The 16,424-nt window shown below is 40.3% G+C and carries 13 protein-coding genes and 1 tRNA gene; 8 read left to right on the top strand and 6 right to left on the bottom strand.

All coding sequences use genetic code 11. The features are described 5' to 3' along the window. Positions 1–407: 407 nt before the first annotated feature. The 4 genes from QM629_RS15245 (at position 408) to QM629_RS15230 (ending at position 4,561) form a co-directional block, all read left to right on the top strand. Positions 408–2,099 carry a S8 family serine peptidase gene (locus tag QM629_RS15245; protein ID WP_415160747.1) on the top strand — a complete coding sequence of 564 codons (1,692 nt, stop codon included), beginning with the start codon at positions 408–410 and terminating at the stop codon, positions 2,097–2,099. A gap of 2 nt (positions 2,100–2,101) precedes the next feature. Then, complete coding sequence (locus tag QM629_RS15240) at positions 2,102–2,614, top strand: DinB family protein (RefSeq protein WP_415160746.1); 513 nt, start codon at positions 2,102–2,104, stop codon at positions 2,612–2,614. Positions 2,615–2,783: 169 nt separating this feature from the next. Continuing rightward, positions 2,784–4,241 (top strand): glycine--tRNA ligase, encoded by a 1,458-nt coding sequence (locus QM629_RS15235; protein ID WP_415160748.1) that lies wholly within the window; start codon positions 2,784–2,786, stop codon positions 4,239–4,241. A gap of 143 nt (positions 4,242–4,384) precedes the next feature. Further along, on the top strand, positions 4,385–4,561 hold the full coding sequence (locus QM629_RS15230) for a hypothetical protein (protein WP_415160745.1): 177 nt from the start codon (positions 4,385–4,387) through the stop codon (positions 4,559–4,561). Here QM629_RS15230 and QM629_RS15225 read toward each other — a convergent pair. Continuing rightward, on the bottom strand, positions 4,558–5,286 hold the full coding sequence (locus QM629_RS15225) for a ferredoxin--NADP reductase (protein ID WP_415160744.1): 729 nt from the start codon (positions 5,284–5,286) through the stop codon (positions 4,558–4,560). The two genes, QM629_RS15230 and QM629_RS15225, sit on opposite strands and share 4 nt — an antisense overlap. Before the next feature lie 89 nt (positions 5,287–5,375). On the opposite strand from QM629_RS15225, the gene mfd reads away from it, so the two are divergent. From mfd to rpe, 3 genes are all read left to right on the top strand, one after another. Beyond that, the gene (gene mfd, locus QM629_RS15220) at positions 5,376–8,852 is read left to right on the top strand and encodes a transcription-repair coupling factor (RefSeq protein WP_415160743.1); all 3,477 of its coding nucleotides are present in this window, start codon (positions 5,376–5,378) and stop codon (positions 8,850–8,852) included. Positions 8,853–8,867: 15 nt separating this feature from the next. Continuing rightward, the gene (locus QM629_RS15215; protein ID WP_415160742.1) at positions 8,868–9,758 is read left to right on the top strand and encodes a tetratricopeptide repeat protein; all 891 of its coding nucleotides are present in this window, start codon (positions 8,868–8,870) and stop codon (positions 9,756–9,758) included. An 88-nt stretch (positions 9,759–9,846) separates the two neighbouring features. Further along, entirely contained in the window at positions 9,847–10,500 is a 654-nt protein-coding gene (gene rpe / locus QM629_RS15210) for a ribulose-phosphate 3-epimerase (protein ID WP_415160741.1), read from the top strand. Here rpe and QM629_RS15205 read toward each other — a convergent pair. The 5 genes from QM629_RS15205 to QM629_RS15185 form a co-directional block, all read right to left on the bottom strand. Further along, entirely contained in the window at positions 10,492–11,328 is an 837-nt protein-coding gene (locus tag QM629_RS15205) for an ABC transporter ATP-binding protein (protein ID WP_415160740.1), read from the bottom strand. The genes rpe and QM629_RS15205 overlap by 9 nt on opposite strands. Before the next feature lie 353 nt (positions 11,329–11,681). Continuing rightward, positions 11,682–12,896 (bottom strand): diaminopimelate decarboxylase, encoded by a 1,215-nt coding sequence (lysA, locus tag QM629_RS15200; protein WP_415160739.1) that lies wholly within the window; start codon positions 12,894–12,896, stop codon positions 11,682–11,684. 50 nt (positions 12,897–12,946) lie between these two features. Further along, positions 12,947–14,167: an Fmu (Sun) domain-containing protein gene (locus QM629_RS15195; RefSeq protein WP_415160738.1), complete on the bottom strand. Its 1,221-nt coding sequence runs from the start codon at positions 14,165–14,167 to the stop codon at positions 12,947–12,949. Further along, complete coding sequence (locus QM629_RS15190; RefSeq protein ID WP_415160737.1) at positions 14,160–14,984, bottom strand: SAM hydrolase/SAM-dependent halogenase family protein; 825 nt, start codon at positions 14,982–14,984, stop codon at positions 14,160–14,162. The genes QM629_RS15195 and QM629_RS15190 overlap by 8 nt, the downstream gene beginning before the upstream one ends. A gap of 5 nt (positions 14,985–14,989) precedes the next feature. Continuing rightward, entirely contained in the window at positions 14,990–15,796 is an 807-nt protein-coding gene (locus QM629_RS15185; protein WP_415160736.1) for an SDR family oxidoreductase, read from the bottom strand. Between the two features lie 142 nt (positions 15,797–15,938). Here QM629_RS15185 and QM629_RS15180 point away from each other — a divergent pair. After that, positions 15,939–16,011 (top strand) — tRNA-Lys (locus QM629_RS15180). The last annotated feature ends 413 nt before the right edge of the window (positions 16,012–16,424 follow it).

The following is a 16,424-nucleotide window of genomic DNA, read 5'->3' as shown; positions in this document are numbered from 1 at the left end:
GTAAGCTGACTGGTAAAGTCGTCGGGAATAATTAAGCGTGCCATGGTTAGTGTTTTTTGTGTGAGGAAATGGTGTTTATAGTATATGGTAAGCCGGGATTATTAAAAAGTCTGGCTGATACATCAAATATAATGCGAATAAATGAAAAAAAAGAAGAACCGGCATATTTCAAATTTTCGCTTCATGCGCGGCATTCCGGTCGGTGAGGCGCCGACCGGTAGCGGGTTCTGCAGGTGGGTGTCACCATCCACCTGCGAAAAAAGGCGGCCGGAGCAGGCATCCTTTTGGGTATTCCTTCACATATCAGCCCTTATCTATTATTAATAGTTTCCTAAATTGCCCTTCTTTAAAATTTTCCCTTTTATCGTATAAAGATATTTGAAGTTTCAAAAAATCAAAGTTTTATCATGCGCTTATCGAATGCTATTGTATTGCCGATTCTTATTTGTTGCAGTTTTTCAGTTAAGGCTCAAACCAGTGTTAACCATATCAATGCAAAAATATGGTACCAGCAGGATTCTGCTGCCGATCTTGTTGACGGCATAAGCCTTAACAAGGCTTACGATTTTTTAAAAGGTAAAAAATCAACGCCCGTTATTGTTGCGGTAATTGATACCGGTGTTGATACTACCCACGAAGACCTTAAAAAAATTCTTTGGGTGAACAAAAAAGAAATCCCCGGTAATGGTATTGATGATGACCATAACGGTTATGTAGATGATATTCATGGCTGGAATTTCCTGGGCAACAGGAATGGCGATAACCTTACCAAAACTTCTGACGAGCGCTCCCGCGTGTATTATGCCTACCGGGATAAATATGAAGGAAAGAATATGGATACCGCGACTTTAAGCGCCGACGAAAAATGGACATATACGGAATGGCAAAAAGCCGCTGCTGACATGACCATTTCAGGCGATGAGCAAATGGAAGTGATGATGCTGGAAGCGCTTGATAAAACCCTGCGCAAGCAGGATGCTATTCTTCAGCAGGAACTTGGCAAAGATGAATATTCTATAAGCGACCTGGAACATAGCCAGAACCTGAGCGTTTCGGGCAAGCAGGCCAAAACGAGTTATATGAATATTTTAAAGGTGGTGCAAACGGACAGCACCACCACCAATGTAAGCATACTGGCCGACCTGGAAGAATATCTTGATGGCAAAAAAAGCTCGCTGCAAAACAAAACCACGGCGCCGCCGGATTACCGTGCCCAATCAATAAAAGATAACTATTACGATATAAACGATAAGTATTATGGCAACAGCGATGTGATGGCAAACGACCCCGATCATGGCACGCATGTAACGGGTATTATTGGCGCACAGCGCGATAATGAAATTGGTGTGGATGGTATTGCCGATAATGTACAGGTGATGATGGTGCGCGCCCTGCCTCCCGGCGGTGATGAATATGATAAGGATGTGACGCTGGCCATAAAATATGCAGTGGATAATGGTGCAAAAGTTATTAATATGAGCTTTGGCAAAAGCTTTTCGCCGCAAAAGAAATGGGTGGATGAGGCGGTGCAATATGCCGAAGATCATGATGTGCTGCTGGTGCATGCCGCCGGCAATGAATCGGATAATATTGATTCCGTTGATAATTTTCCTAGCCCGTATTTTCTGAACAGTACCGGCCGGCCGGATAATTTTATTACTGTAGGCGCTTATGGCGATCCTGCTATTAACAACGGCAAATTCATTGCTTATTTCAGTAACTATGGCAAAGGCTCAGTTGACATTTTTGCGCCCGGGGTAAAAATTTATTCTACCCTGCCGCATAGTTATGGCTATCACGATGGCACAAGCATGGCTTCGCCGGTTGTAACAGGCGTTGCTGCTTTATTGCGTTCGTATTACCCGCAGCTAACGGCGGCGCAGATAAAATATGCATTAACCGCTTCCGCTGTGCATCTGGGTACGGTGAACAGACCTTTGAAAGATGATAATTCAACGGATGAAGCAATGGAAATGCGTGAATTGACCAGCGGCGGCTTATTGAATGCCGCGGCGGCGGTAAAGCTGGCTGCAACTTTAAAGCCTGAAACAAAAAAAGTTAACAGCAAATCTTTGCAAAATAACCTTGAAAAAAAATGATTATGGCCAGGCCGCAGGCTGATGAATCAGCACCTTTTTATCATAAATACATTGCGCTGGCAGCAGGCAATTCTGTAAGTGAAATAGTGAATACTTATGCGTTCGATGTCCAGGAGTTTTATAATAGTCTGCCTGAAAACAAAGCGGATTATGCTTATGCTGACGGTAAATGGACGGTGAAAGAAGTGTTGCAGCATCTTACCGACGCAGAGCGCATTTTTGCTTACCGGGCTTTGCGCATAAGCCGCGGCGACAAAACGCCTTTGCATTCTTTTGAAGAGAATGATTATGTGGAAAACGGTTTTGCAGAGGAAAGAAGCCTGTCTTCACTAAAGCAGGAATTTAATTCCGTGCGGGCAGCCACCGATATTTTTTTGCTTGGCTTAAATAAAGAGCAGATCAGCCGTACAGGCACGGCATCCAATAATACCATTTCCGTAAATGCCCTTGCCTATATTATTTACGGGCATCTTTTGCATCACCGCAATATTCTGCGGGAGCGCTATGGCATTTAGCCCCTCATCCTCGTTCCCTCCCGAAGTATCGGGAAGGACGCCCATATTTACAGAATGCTTATTTTATTTATACAAAGTCTCAAAAATATATGGCCGGAATAAGGTGCGAACCCGTGAACTTTCAAACATTCAACCTTAAACTTTAATATATTTGCGCCCATTTAAAGATATGAGCGTACAGCAAGACAACCGTTTCCAGGCAATCATCTCTCATGCTAAAGAATATGGGTTTGTATTTCCTTCCAGCGAAATCTATGATGGTTTAAGCGCCGTGTACGATTACGGCCCGTATGGAAGCGAGCTGAAAAAGAACATCCGCGATTACTGGTGGAAGAGCATGACGCAGATGCACGAAAATATTGTAGGCATTGATGCAGCTATTTTTATGCATCCCACCACCTGGAAAGCCAGTGGCCACGTGGACAGTTTCAGCGACCCGATGATTGATAACAAAGACAGCAAAAAACGCTATCGTGTTGATCACCTGATTGAAGCGCATGCCGATAAACTAAAGGAAGAAGGTAAAGAAGAACTTGCTGACAGTATTTTAAAAGAACTTGAAATACTGGACGCAAAAGGGGATATGGAAGGCCTTAAAAAACTGATTGACGATAATAATATCGTTTGCACCGTAAGCGGCACGGCAAACTGGACCGGCATACGCCAGTTCAACCTCATGTTCAAAACCGAGTTTGGCGCTGTTGCCAGCGATAACCCCGATGATAATATTGTTTACCTGAGGCCGGAAACTGCACAGGGTATTTTTGTGAATTTTCTGAATGTGCAAAAAACTTCAAGGCTTAAAATACCTTTTGGCATTGCTCAGATAGGGAAGGCTTTTCGAAATGAAATTGTGGCCCGCCAGTTTATTTTCCGTATGCGTGAATTTGAGCAAATGGAAATGCAGTTCTTTATTCGCCCCGGCACACAAAAAGAATGGTACGAATATTGGCAGGAAGAGCGGTTGAAATGGCATGTAAACCTGGGCATCCCGGCGGAGAAATACCGTTATCATAACCATACCAAGCTGGCGCATTATGCAGATGCTGCTTTGGATATTGAATACGAATTTCCCATTGGTTTTAAAGAAGTGGAAGGCATACATTCAAGAACAGATTTCGATTTAAGCCAGCATCAAAAATATAGTGGCAAAAAGCTTACTTATTTTGATAATGAGCTGAATCAGCATTACATTCCTTACGTAATTGAAACATCTATTGGTTTAGACAGGATGTTTTTACTCATCTTAAGCCATGCTTATGAAGAAGAAAAATGGATAAAGGAAGATGGCAGGGAAGATAGCCGCGTGGTATTACGCATACCGGCTAAAATTGCACCTGTTAAGCTGGCTGTTTTACCATTGGTTAAAAAAGATGGTTTACCTGAGATAGCAAGAAATATAATTGCAGAATGCACGCCTTACTTTAAATGTTTTTACGAAGAAAAAGATACAATAGGTAAGCGCTACCGCAGGCAGGACGCCGTGGGAACGCCATTTTGTGTTACAGTAGATCAGCAAACAAAAGAGGATGAAACTGTTACAATAAGACACAGGGATACCATGGCACAGGAGAGGATATCAATAAAGGAAATAAAAAATACATTGCTGCATTTGTTAATAATTTAGTGCTTACCTGCGACCAAGGCGGTAAACCATTAATTAATCTGATTCGTATAAATACTAAATAGTTATATTTTTTAATTTGATTTTTTAATAATTTAATCAGTTCTATAATGCTTACAGTAGGCACGGCAATTTTGGCTTTTTGCATGGGGCTATTATTTAAGAAAACCCTTGTTGCCAAACAAAAAAAGAGAATTTTACGCCTGGAAGATGAAATGTTATCCAGTCATTCAGCCATATTAGGCCTGGAAAAAAAGATAGCAGAAATGCAAAAAGCTACCAATAGCTATGAGACGGCTGACCGCAATTTAAAAGTATCCTAACCATATAGTTCAAGGTGTATAGATTTTTTATCGTATCCCATTGAAAGGATGTTTTGTTTTGCTTCATCAATCATATTTTTCCATCCGCATAAATAAAAATCGGCATCAGGTTTCCGGGTATTGAGAATATCCTGGTAAACGCTATGCACATAGCCATGCCTTATACTTTCGTTTTCTTTATCTTCCCTTGAATAAGAAGGCATATAATAAAAGTTTCTGATTGTTTGCGTTGCAGCCTTCATCTCATCGCTGTATAAACTGTCACATAATTTACGGCAACCAAAAATAAGATAGATGTTTTTATGCTCAAGATCATGCAGCTGAATATAATTGATCATTGAGCGAAATGGCGCAATGCCTGTTCCGGTACAAATAAAAAACAAGTCTTTATCTATTTTCTCAGGCAGCGTAAAAACGCCCTGCGGCCCGCGCACCGGAACTTCCGTTCCTACAGAAACCTCGTTGAACAGATAATGCGTGCCTGCACCGCCTTCCAGCAAAACAATTACAAGCTCAATCACATTTGTCCCGTCAGGATGGGAAGCAATGGAATAGCTCCTCCAGCGCTTAACAGGCCTATCGCCAATTGGCAAATCGAGCGTAACAAACTGGCCAGGCTTAAAATCAAACGTTGAAAGTTCGGGTATCTCTATCCAAAAACGCAGTACGTTGTCATTAACTTTTTCAATCCTGGCAAACCTGCCTGTTCTCCAAGGTTCAGACATAGCAAAATTTTAAGTAAGGTACAAATTCAACCAGCATTTTCTCTTTATTTATTTTTTAAAATTGTCCGTTGTACCTTTGCTGTGCGTTTATGAATTTTGGTGCGTTACTCGAAAAGTACAAACAACATCCCCGTCTTTTTCACCTGGCGGACAGGCTTGCTTTTGCCGGCCCCTCCTTTATCCTCCCCGAAGGAGAGGAAGAAAAACAAAAAATATTTCTTAGAAATTTACAGGGCAGCAGTGCTGAATTTGTTTTGGCGGCTTTGTTCGATAAATATCAAAATGATAAAGAGAACAATGCGGCAACACATTTGGTTGTTTTAAATGATGCGGAAGAAGCCGCTTATTTTCACAATACACTGGAGAATTTAACACAGGCATTGAACCTGTTTTATTTCCCTTCTTCTTTCAAAAGTAAAAAAGATTTTAAGCATCTCAACAGCAGCCATGTTATGCTGCGCACGGAAGCGTTGACAAAATTGTCTGTTGCGCCATCTGGCATCGTCATCACATATCCCGAAGCCTTATTTGAGAAAGTTGTATTGTCAAAAACATTAAGCAGCAATATCATTCACATAAAAACCAATGATACACTTAATCTCGATAGCCTGATTGAACTATTTGTGATGTATGGTTTTGAGCGTACTGATTTTGTGTATGAACCAGGCCAGTTTGCATTGCGTGGTGGCATCCTCGATATATATTCTTTTGGCAATGAAAAACCTTATCGCGTTGAATTATTTGGCAATGATGTGGACAGCATCCGCATATTCGATCCCGAATCTCAGTTAAGTGAAAGAAAACTGTTGCAGGTTTCCATCATTCCTAATATTGAAACGCAATTTGAAAGCGATGAAAAAATTTCCCTGCTGGAATTTTTACCCGAACAAACTGTTGTATGGATAAAAGACTGGGATGTAATTAAAGAAGTGATCAATGAGCAGGAGGAGCAGTTGGGAGAATATCTGTCAACGGTCAACGGTCAACGGTCAACCGAAGAAGATGATGATAGTACGATATTAAAGACAGTTAAACTGAAAGATTTTGTTCCTGCTGCAACAATTGAAAGGCAAATACTCCAACATCATCTGGTGGAATTTGGTTATAAGCCATTTTTCTCTAAAAACCCCTCTCCAAAGGAGAGGGGTTGGGGTGAGGTCATTGAACTGAATACAAAACCACAGCCTGCTTTTAACCGCCAGTTCGATCTTTTAATTAAAGACCTGAAAACGCATGAAGCCAGGGGTTACGAGTTGTACATTTTTGCAGAGCAGGCCAAGCAATTGGAGCGCTTGCATTCTATCTTTAATGATCTTCATACAGATATTCAGTTTACGCCCATTGCAACATCTATTCATGAAGGTTTTATTGACGAAGACCTGAAAGTTGTTTGCTATACGGATCATCAGATATTTCAGCGTTACCATAAATACCGTGTTAAGCAGGCCTATAGTAAAAATAAAGCGCTTACGCTCCGCACTTTAAAGGAATTGCAGCCCGGAGATTTTGTTACGCACATAGATCATGGTGTTGGAACCTATAGCGGTTTGCAGAAAATAGAAGTGAATGGCAGGCTGCAGGAGGCGGTAAGGATTATTTATAAAGACGGCGATATTTTATATGTGAACATTAATTCACTGCATAAGATATCAAAGTTCACCGGCAAGGAAGGCACGGCGCCGAAGATAAATAAATTAGGAAGTGATGTATGGAGCAGGCTGAAGGAAAAAACCAAAACGCGGGTAAAAGAAATTGCTTTCGATCTTATTAAGCTATACGCTCAACGCAAGGCGCAGCAAGGCTTTGCACATACACCGGATAATTACATGCAAACCGAACTGGAAGCTTCCTTTATTTATGAAGACACGCCAGACCAGGCAAAAGCCACTGAAGATGTAAAGAAGGATATGGAAAGCGCTTCGCCAATGGACCGGTTGGTATGTGGTGATGTTGGGTTTGGTAAAACGGAGGTGGCTATTCGCGCTGCATTCAAAACCTGTGTGGATGGCAAACAGGCTGCGGTGCTTGTTCCCACAACCATCCTTGCATTTCAGCATTATAAAACTTTCAGTGAACGTTTAAAAGATTTTCCTGTAACCATAGATTATATCAATCGTTTTAAATCAGCCAAAGAAAAAAAGGAAACGCTTAAAAAAGTTGAAGAAGGAAAGATTGATATTATCATCGGAACGCATGGTTTGCTCGCTGACAGCGTTAAATTCAAAGACCTTGGTTTGATGATAATTGACGAAGAGCAGAAATTTGGTGTGGCGCATAAAGAAAAATTAAAAACATTAAAAGCCACGGTTGATTGTTTAACCTTAACGGCAACGCCCATTCCACGTACATTGCAATTTAGTTTAATGGGAGCAAGGGATTTAAGCATCATCAATACGCCGCCGCCCAACCGCCAGCCCATACAAACGGAAGTTGCCGTGTTTAATGAAGATGCTATTCGCGATGCTGTCTATTATGAAACAGAACGAGGCGGCCAGGTTTTTTTTATTCATAACCGCATTTTGGGTTTGGCCGAAATGGCTATCATGATTCAAAGCCTTTGCCCCGACTTAAGCGTTACTTATGCACACGGGCAAATGGAAGGTAATAAACTTGAAGAACGTTTGCTTGATTTCATTGACCGCAAATACGATGTATTTGTTTCTACTAATATTGTTGAAAGCGGTGTTGATATACCAAACGTAAATACCATCATCATCAATAATGCGCATCAATTCGGACTGAGTGATCTGCATCAGTTGCGGGGCCGCGTTGGACGCAGTAATAAAAAAGCGTTCTGTTATTTATTTGCGCCGCCGGTGAGCACGTTGCCAACCGATTCAAGAAAACGTTTGCAAACACTGGAACAATTCAGTGAACTGGGAAGTGGTTTCCAGATCGCCATGCGTGACCTGGATATTCGCGGCGCAGGCAATTTATTAGGTGGTGAACAAACCGGTTTCATGGCTGATATTGGTTTTGAAACCTATCAGAAGATTTTGGATGAAGCGATACGTGAGTTGAAACGTACTTCATTTAAAGATGTGTTTAAGGAAGAGATTAGCAGGCAGGATGATTTTGTAAGTGATTGTACCATTGATACGGATCTTGAAATTCTTATTCCTGACGATTATGTGGAAAGCATAACAGAACGCCTGTCGCTTTATACAAGGTTGGATAATTATGAAAAAAATGAAGAACTGCAGGCTTTTGAAAAAGAATTGACAGACCGTTTCGGGCCAATACCCAACGAAGTAAAAGATTTAATCACAACTGTGCGCTGCCGTTGGGCTGCAGTTGATCTGGGTTTTGAAAAAATGACGCTGAAAGACAAAACGCTGCGTTGTTATTTCATCAATAAAAATGATTCACCTTATTTTGAAAGTGATGTATTTCGGGGCATCATGCAGTACCTGCAAACCGGCACCAATAAAGCGAGGTTAAAACAGGTGGGTAAAAACTTTTTATTAGTGGTGAATGATGTGAGCGATATGGATGTAATGTTATCTTTTCTGCAGCGCATGCATAATGCTGTGGTTCAAAAGCAGGCTGCCACAGCAGATGCATAAACTATATTTCACTCAATGAAGAAATTATTATACTTATTTTTCGCAAGATTTTCGCTCTGCGAAGTCTCCGCACTTCGCAGTACTATGCGCAAAGTCTCCAGACTTTTTCTAACACCTTATTGTATCATATTCTTCTCCTGCAACAGCAACGATACATCTTCGTCCGCTAAAAAATATGATTCCATCAAAAATGCATTGCAGCCCTTAATAGAATCTATGGAAAAGCAGTTAAAGGAATACCCTGACAGCGCCGGCTTACGCCTGCAATACGCATTCACATTGGATAGTGTAAAAATGTATAAAGAAGCGCTTGCCCAGATGGATTCATTAACTAATAAAGATTCTGCCAACTATGGTTTGTTTTTCGCAAAGGGTGAAATAGCAGAAGATGCAGGAGATACGGCGCTTGCCATAAAAAGTTATGCAAAAGCTGCCCGCATCTATGAATCGCCTGATGTTTTGTTGGCGCTCGCCAATTTGTATGCAGAGATGAAAAATGACCGGGCTGTTTTATTATGTTCCCGCGTGAAAGCTTTGGGATTGGGCAGGGAAGCTAATGCCAATTGCGCCTTTATAACAGGTGTATATTTTGCCCGCATTCATAAAGGCGATGAGGCTGTAAAATATTTCGACGAATGTATTGCCGGTAACTATACCTGCATGGAAGCCTATATTGAAAAAGGCCTTATTTATTTTGATGCGAAGCAATATGATAAAGCCTTGTCTGTTTTTCAGCTTGCTTCAACAGTTAATAATCTATATGCTGATGCCTATTATTACATGGCACGCTGTTATGAAATGATGAATAAAAAAGACAGCGCCGTATTGCGTTTTAAACAATCATTGCAACTCGACCCAACGCTTGATGAAGCAGGAAGTCATTTAAAACAATTGAGTGCAGAATAACAATTGTTTTGAATGTTTAGAGTTTAATGTTTAATGTTGTGAAACATGGTTTCATGAACTAAAAACTGTAAACTACAAACTATAAACTATGTCAATTGTAGCGCCATCATTGCTTGCCGCCAATTTTTTAAAGCTCGAAGATGAATGTAAAATGGTCAATGCCAGCGAAGCCGCTTGGCTGCACCTTGATGTAATGGATGGACAGTTTGTACCTAACATAAGTTTTGGCATCCCGGTTATTGAGCATGTGCGAAAAGCAACAACCAAATTCTGTGATGTGCATTTAATGATAGAAACGCCGGGAAACCTCGTGCCTGCATTTAAGAAGGCTGGTGCAGACAGCATTATTGTGCATTATGAAGCTTGCCCGAATCTGCACCGCAATGTTCAGCAGATAAAAGAACTGGGCATGAAGCCAGCCGTAGCCATTAATCCGCATACACCTGTTTTTATGCTGGATGATATTTTAGCAGACCTGCACCATGTTTTAATTATGACGGTTAATCCCGGTTTTGGCGGGCAAAAATTTATCCCGCATTCGCTTAAAAAAGTAGAACGGCTTCGTAAAATGATAGACGAAAGAAAATTAGATGTTTTAATTGAAGTGGATGGCGGTGTCACGATTGAAAATGCCCAATCGTTGGTTAATGCAGGCGCTGATGTTCTGGTTGCAGGCAATACAGTGTTTAGTTCGGCTGATCCGAAAGAAACAATAAAAAAGCTAAAGGTTTGCTCACGGTAATTTATCGCCTTCATTTATTATTTTTTCAGCTTCTTTTACTGCAGTGCCTTCTTCAATTTTGCCTTCCACTTCCAGCATGCGGATGGCCTTTGCGCCCTGTAAAAACTCAGAAGCAAAAATGAATTCATTCAGTCTTTCATTCTTGCTGAAAATAATATCCTTGTTAGAGCCTTCCCATTCTTTCCTCCCTTTATATAAATACATGATGTGATCGCCTATTTCCATCACGCTGTTCATGTCATGCGTAACTACAACCGTGGTAATGTTGTATTCTGTTGTAATGCTTTTAATAAGCTGGTCAATAACCAATGAAGTTTGCGGGTCAAGGCCGCTGTTAGGCTCATCGCAAAAAAGATATTTCGGATTAAGCACAATAGCCCTTGCAATACCAACGCGCTTTTTCATACCGCCACTTATTTCCGCTGGAAACTTGTTATTTGAACCTTCCAGTTCAACTTTTTCCAGCACTTCATTTACGCGCTTTTTCTTATCGCGATAACTTAAATCCGAGAACATATCCAGTGTAAAAATTATATTCTGCTCCACCGTCATCGAATCAAACAAAGCAGAGCCCTGGAACAACATGCCGATTTGCTGGCGAAGTTCCGTTCTCTCTTCACGATTCATTTCAAGCATATTCCTGCCATCGTACAAAATCTCTCCCTTATCGGGTTTAAACAGCCCCACAATACATTTTGTAAAAACCGTTTTACCGCTTCCGCTGGAGCCAATAATAAGATTGCATTTACCTGTATCAAGCACACCGCTTATATCTTCAAGAATAACCTTGTCGCCAAAGCTCTTTCTTATATTTTTTACTTCTATCATAAAACCCCCATTCCGCCGCGGCGGAGAGTCTAAAAAATTATGAAATAATTTTTTGTTTGTTATGATACCAGCTTGGTAATGCTGGCATCGTCCCTTGCGTCGCAACACTTGTGCTGCATATCATTATTCAGCTTTCGTCAATCATGAAACGTCAAATGTGAATAACACAGATCAATATCTTCATTATACTTCAAATTCATAGTTAATATTCCTGTCTATGAAGATCATTAAAAAGAGCTTTTGAAAAGTCCGGAGACTTTTCGCATAAACCCTGCGAAGTCCGGAGACTTCGCAGAGCAATTTAAAGCAACATTAAACTTTAAACATTTGAACCCGTAAACTTATACGCTCATTCACAACACCTCCACCTGGTTTCTCAGCAAATCTTCAAACTCATCCCGTTTTCTTATCAACTGCGGTTTGCCATCTTTAAACAACACTTCTGCAGGTTTCAATCTCGAATTAAAGTTACTGCTCATTTCAAAACCATAAGCGCCGGCGTTGTAAAAAACAAGGTAATCGCCCTCCCGCACTTCATGAAGCTTTCTGTCCCAGGCAAACGTATCTGTCTCGCAAATATTTCCAACAACTGTGTAAATACGTTCCGCCCCTTTTGGATTGGAAATATTTTCTATGCGATGATAAGCCTCATAAAACATTGGCCTTATCAAATGATTAAACCCGCTGTTTACACCTGCAAAAACCGTGGCAGTTGTTGTTTTTACTACGTTGGCTTTTACTATAAAATAACCTGCTTCGCTTACAAGAAACTTGCCCGGTTCAAACCATATTTCCAGTTTGCGGTTACTTTCTTTTTCAAATTTGGTAAAAGCCTGTGCCAATTTCCTGCCAAGGTCATATACATCTGTTCTTACATCATCATCGTAATATGGTACTTTAAAGCCGCTTCCTAAATCAATAACTTCTATCTGCGGGAACTGCCGCGCCATTTCAAACATAATCTCAAGCCCCGCAATAAATACATTGGTATCTTTTATTTCGCTGCCTGTATGCATGTGCAGGCCCTGCACGTTTAGTCCTGTTGATTTAATAATGCGTTCAATATGTCTTGCCTGGTGAATGGAAATGCCAAACTTGCTGTCAACATGCCCGGTTGAAATTTTAAAATTACCACCGGCCATTATATGCGGGTTCAGGCGTATAAAAACAGGATAGGTGCTTCCATATTTATTGCCAAAACGTTCCAGCATGGAAATATTATCAATATTAATGTGCACGTTTAGCAGCTTGCCTGCCTCTATTTCTTCAAAGTCAACACAGTTAGGTGTAAACAAAACCCTGTCGGGTGTAAAACCGGCTTTCAGGCCAAGCTTCACTTCATTAATACTAACACAGTCAAGCCCGGCGCCAAGCCTGTTCATCAACTTAAGAACATTGATATTGGTTAAAGACTTGCATGCATAAAAAAACCTTGCATTACAATCTTTAAATGCTTTGTTTAATTCATGCAGTTGCTCTTCAATTTTCTCTGCGTGATAAACGTACAACGGCGTTCCAAATTCTTCTGCTGCTTCAATCAGTTGTTTTCTGCTCAAACTCTGGCTCATGTATAAAAAAATTATTTTGCGAATGTAAGCGAAGTGAAGGTTTAAAAATGTTAGCTCTTCCTGAATAATGCGGCAAACAGGGTATCGGCTTTTGTATCATAGCCTTTTATCAGCTCCATTTTTAGCAATTCCAGTTTAAATTTTTGCTGAATAAAATCAGCAATTGCTTCATTTTCCTTTTCAAAAACGGAACAGGTTATATACAGAAAGAAACCGTTATTCTTCAAATGCTCAACGGCATTGCTTACAATCTTTTGCTGGCGTATGGCATATTCTTCAATCTTATTCTGATTAAAAAAATATAGCTGTTCCGGTGTTCTGCTCCAGGTGCCGCTGCCGGTGCAGGGCGCATCGCAGATAATAAGATTGTAAAGGGAATTAGGTATTGACAATTGGGAACCGCCCACATCATACACTAATGTCTTATAATTTTTTATACCGGCTTTGAGAAAACGCTGTTTGAGGTTTTGTATGATAGATGGGCGAATATCAGACGCAGTTAAATCAATATTATCCAGTACATCATAAGCCAGTATTGATTTGCCGCCGCTGCCGGCGCAGCAATCCCAGACAGACGCACGATTTTGAGATTGCTCCCTGCTCATAGCTGATAGCTGATAGCTGATAGCTTCTTCAACTATTTTCAAAAAAACTTTTACCTGCTGTGATGCGTAATCCTGAATCACAGCTTCTTTATCAATATCTATAACTGAATGAATGTTGGTGGAAGGAGAGAGGCTGATACAGTTTTCTTCTATATTGTTGTATTGAATGTTATGTTGCTGTAGTTTATTTATTACCGCTTCATGAAAGCCGGACCTTATTCTTACAAAAACATCTGGTTGAATAAAGAAGGCTTTTATAAATGCATCAACATCCAATGTTTTGCCTGCTTCGTTATAAAACGGAAAAACATCGTGCAGGGAAAAAGAATATTTTGATTGAATAAATGCTATGCGTTTTTCCAAGTAATTGCTATGGTTATAGAGCCATTCATCATTATATAAAAAATTCCATTCATCAATATTATTATTGCAAATAAAAATGGCAGGCTTTAATCTTTCTTCTGCTGAAATATCAGAAAAGGCTTTTCCTGTTCTGAAAAAATTATAGCAGATATGTGTTATAACTTTCCTGTCTTTGGAACCATGCTTTTTGTGCCGGGAAAAATATTGTTTCAAAAAATGCTGTAAGGGCACAGCACCATCATACAACTGTATAATTTTTATAGCCGAATTAAAATACGATTGAAAACGCATGGCATTATTCAAAGAAGATTTTTACACGCTCATACATTAATTTATTGCTGGGCAAAGTATTTAACGTTATTCCGCCTGAAAAACGCTTCAGACCAAATAATCCCGCGAGATTCCCTTTGTTTATTGCCAGTTCAAGATAACCCGCAGAATTAAACCAGGCAAGCCTTTCGCCCTGCTCAACCGAAGCATAATTTTCACTGATGTTTACAATGCCGCCATCGTTGCGGGCAGGTAAAACGATCCTGAATTTTCTTCCCTTTCGGTGTTCTTCAAATTCCTTTCTGGTAAGATTGATGACTACGTTTTCAAACTGGTCAATAAATATTATCTGGCTGTCAATCCAGTCAGGCCCTGCTGTTGAACGGAATGGGTATTTCTCTTCAATGTTTGTAACCGCATCACCTATTGCCCGTAGCGATGAACCGTTTTCGATTGCGTTTAAAGCATTGGCAAACGCTTCGGTGCAGCTTAATACGCCCAATGCATTTGGTATTTTAATGGAAACAATCTCGGCAGGTTTGTCGCCGGCAATCATTGTGAGAATGCCATTGTCAGGGCAAACGATAAACTGGTTGTTATGTTTTGCCAGCAGTAAATGATCCGGTGATTTTTCAAACAAATTAATGATCACAAAATGAAAACTGCCCGCAGGATAAAATGCAAATGCATTGGTGCAAACATAAGCGGCATGCAAATAATTATTGGCCACAAGCTGGTGCGTAATATCAATAATAGAGGCAGATGGAACAGCTTTGATGAGCTGCCCTTTAATAGCACCAACAACATAATCGCTTTGACCTATATCAGTAGATAATGTAATAACAGGCATTCGCTTTATTTAACCAAAACTCCTTTATTAAAAAAGAACTTATGCACTAATTTATCTGCAAGCTCGGGCATAAAACGGTTTAAAAAAATTGTTTGTTTGCCTTGCCCTGATAAAACCAGTGTGCGTTTTCTTTTTTCAATAGCATTTAAAATATGTTCTGCCACTTCTTCGGCACTTGTAAGGCTTTCTTCATCTAATGGTGTTTCGCCTTGTGGTTCAGAATTTTTATTTAATGCAACATTGCGAATGTTTGATCTTGTAAAGCCGGGACAGGCCCACATTACGTTTATGCCACTATCCAGTAACTCGGTTCTTAATGCTTCCATCCAGCCCTGCAATGCAAATTTTGATGCAGAATAACCGCTTCTGCCCGGCAGGCCCCTGTATCCGGCAATAGACGAAACGGCTGCCACAGTGCCTTTGTTTTTCAGGATATAAGGCAATGCATATTTGGTGCAATAAACAGCGCCCCAGAAATTAACATCCATCACGCGGCGAATGGTTTCAAGGTCTGTTTCACTAAACAATGCCCGCATAGAAATGCCTGCATTATTAATTAATATATGAATGGTTCCAAAAGTGGTGATTGCCTGGTTAACCATGTTTTTGCAATCAGCTTCATTACTTACATCGGCAGATAATGCCAGTAAAGGCTTGCCTGCATATACAGTTTGTAAATGATACAATTTATCGTAATCGCGGCCGCAGGTAACAACTTTTGCTCCCTGCTGCATTAATGCATAAACGAGCGCCTTGCCAATCCCATCCGTGCCACCGGTAACCATTACTACTTTATCTGTAAAAAACGACATATCATCTGTTTGCCTGCAAATTTAGTTACTTGTAAAGGTTGTAGAAATGTAAATATTCAGGCGTATAAAGAAAGATATTATTTAAGTTTTGGTGCAATATGTTTTTCGGCTATTTTTGCACTCCCAAAAACGAAAAGGGGATGAACTCGTAGCTCAGTTGGTAGAGCACAACACTTTTAATGTTGGGGCCCTGGGTTCGAGTCCCAGCGGGTTCACTTCTTGGGACAGGTCTAAAAAAGAAAGGCTTGTCCCATTTTTTTTGCCTGCTAAATCGCTGCTTCTCTGGTAAATAAGCATTGCAGCTAAATTTAATCTTTGAGTTCGATGTTGTATTCCATCAAATATGATATTTTCAGGGAACATCGAACTCACAATTTCCCTTCTCTCTTCAACAGTGCCGTTAATATATCGTATATCTAATCCTGACAGCTTATTCAGACCATGTTCCAACAATCCATTTATCGCTTTATGTTTATTGGATAGTTTTCCTAATTCGTCTTCTACTAACCATTTCACAGGATAGGCGACATTTCTCGCTTTATTTTCCTACTTTTGCGTATGCAAAATTTAGAAGTACTTATAGGCCAAAAGATAGATGGTCGCAAATTATCGCATGGGCAAAATGAAT

This window comes from Parafilimonas sp., assembly GCF_047606085.1.
In the GTDB taxonomy this organism is placed as follows: Bacteria; Bacteroidota; Bacteroidia; order Chitinophagales; family Chitinophagaceae; genus Parafilimonas.
Note: the sequence above shows the minus strand (reverse complement) of the source record. Positions and strands in the feature narration are given on the sequence as shown.

Bases quoted from the DNA above. Each gene is read 5' to 3' on its own strand.
- QM629_RS15245 (WP_415160747.1), top strand. From the start codon at position 408: ATGCGCTTATCGAATGCTATTGTATTGCCGATTCTTATTTGTTGCAGT.
- QM629_RS15240 (WP_415160746.1), top strand. From the start codon at position 2,102: ATGGCCAGGCCGCAGGCTGATGAATCAGCACCTTTTTATCATAAATAC.
- QM629_RS15235 (WP_415160748.1), top strand. From the start codon at position 2,784: ATGAGCGTACAGCAAGACAACCGTTTCCAGGCAATCATCTCTCATGCT.
- QM629_RS15230 (WP_415160745.1), top strand. From the start codon at position 4,385: ATGGGGCTATTATTTAAGAAAACCCTTGTTGCCAAACAAAAAAAGAGA.
- QM629_RS15225 (WP_415160744.1), bottom strand. From the start codon at position 5,286: ATGTCTGAACCTTGGAGAACAGGCAGGTTTGCCAGGATTGAAAAAGTT.
- mfd (WP_415160743.1), top strand. From the start codon at position 5,376: ATGAATTTTGGTGCGTTACTCGAAAAGTACAAACAACATCCCCGTCTT.
- QM629_RS15215 (WP_415160742.1), top strand. From the start codon at position 8,868: ATGAAGAAATTATTATACTTATTTTTCGCAAGATTTTCGCTCTGCGAA.
- rpe (WP_415160741.1), top strand. From the start codon at position 9,847: ATGTCAATTGTAGCGCCATCATTGCTTGCCGCCAATTTTTTAAAGCTC.
- QM629_RS15205 (WP_415160740.1), bottom strand. From the start codon at position 11,328: ATGATAGAAGTAAAAAATATAAGAAAGAGCTTTGGCGACAAGGTTATT.
- lysA (WP_415160739.1), bottom strand. From the start codon at position 12,896: ATGAGCCAGAGTTTGAGCAGAAAACAACTGATTGAAGCAGCAGAAGAA.
- QM629_RS15190 (WP_415160737.1), bottom strand. From the start codon at position 14,984: ATGCCTGTTATTACATTATCTACTGATATAGGTCAAAGCGATTATGTT.
- QM629_RS15185 (WP_415160736.1), bottom strand. From the start codon at position 15,796: ATGTCGTTTTTTACAGATAAAGTAGTAATGGTTACCGGTGGCACGGAT.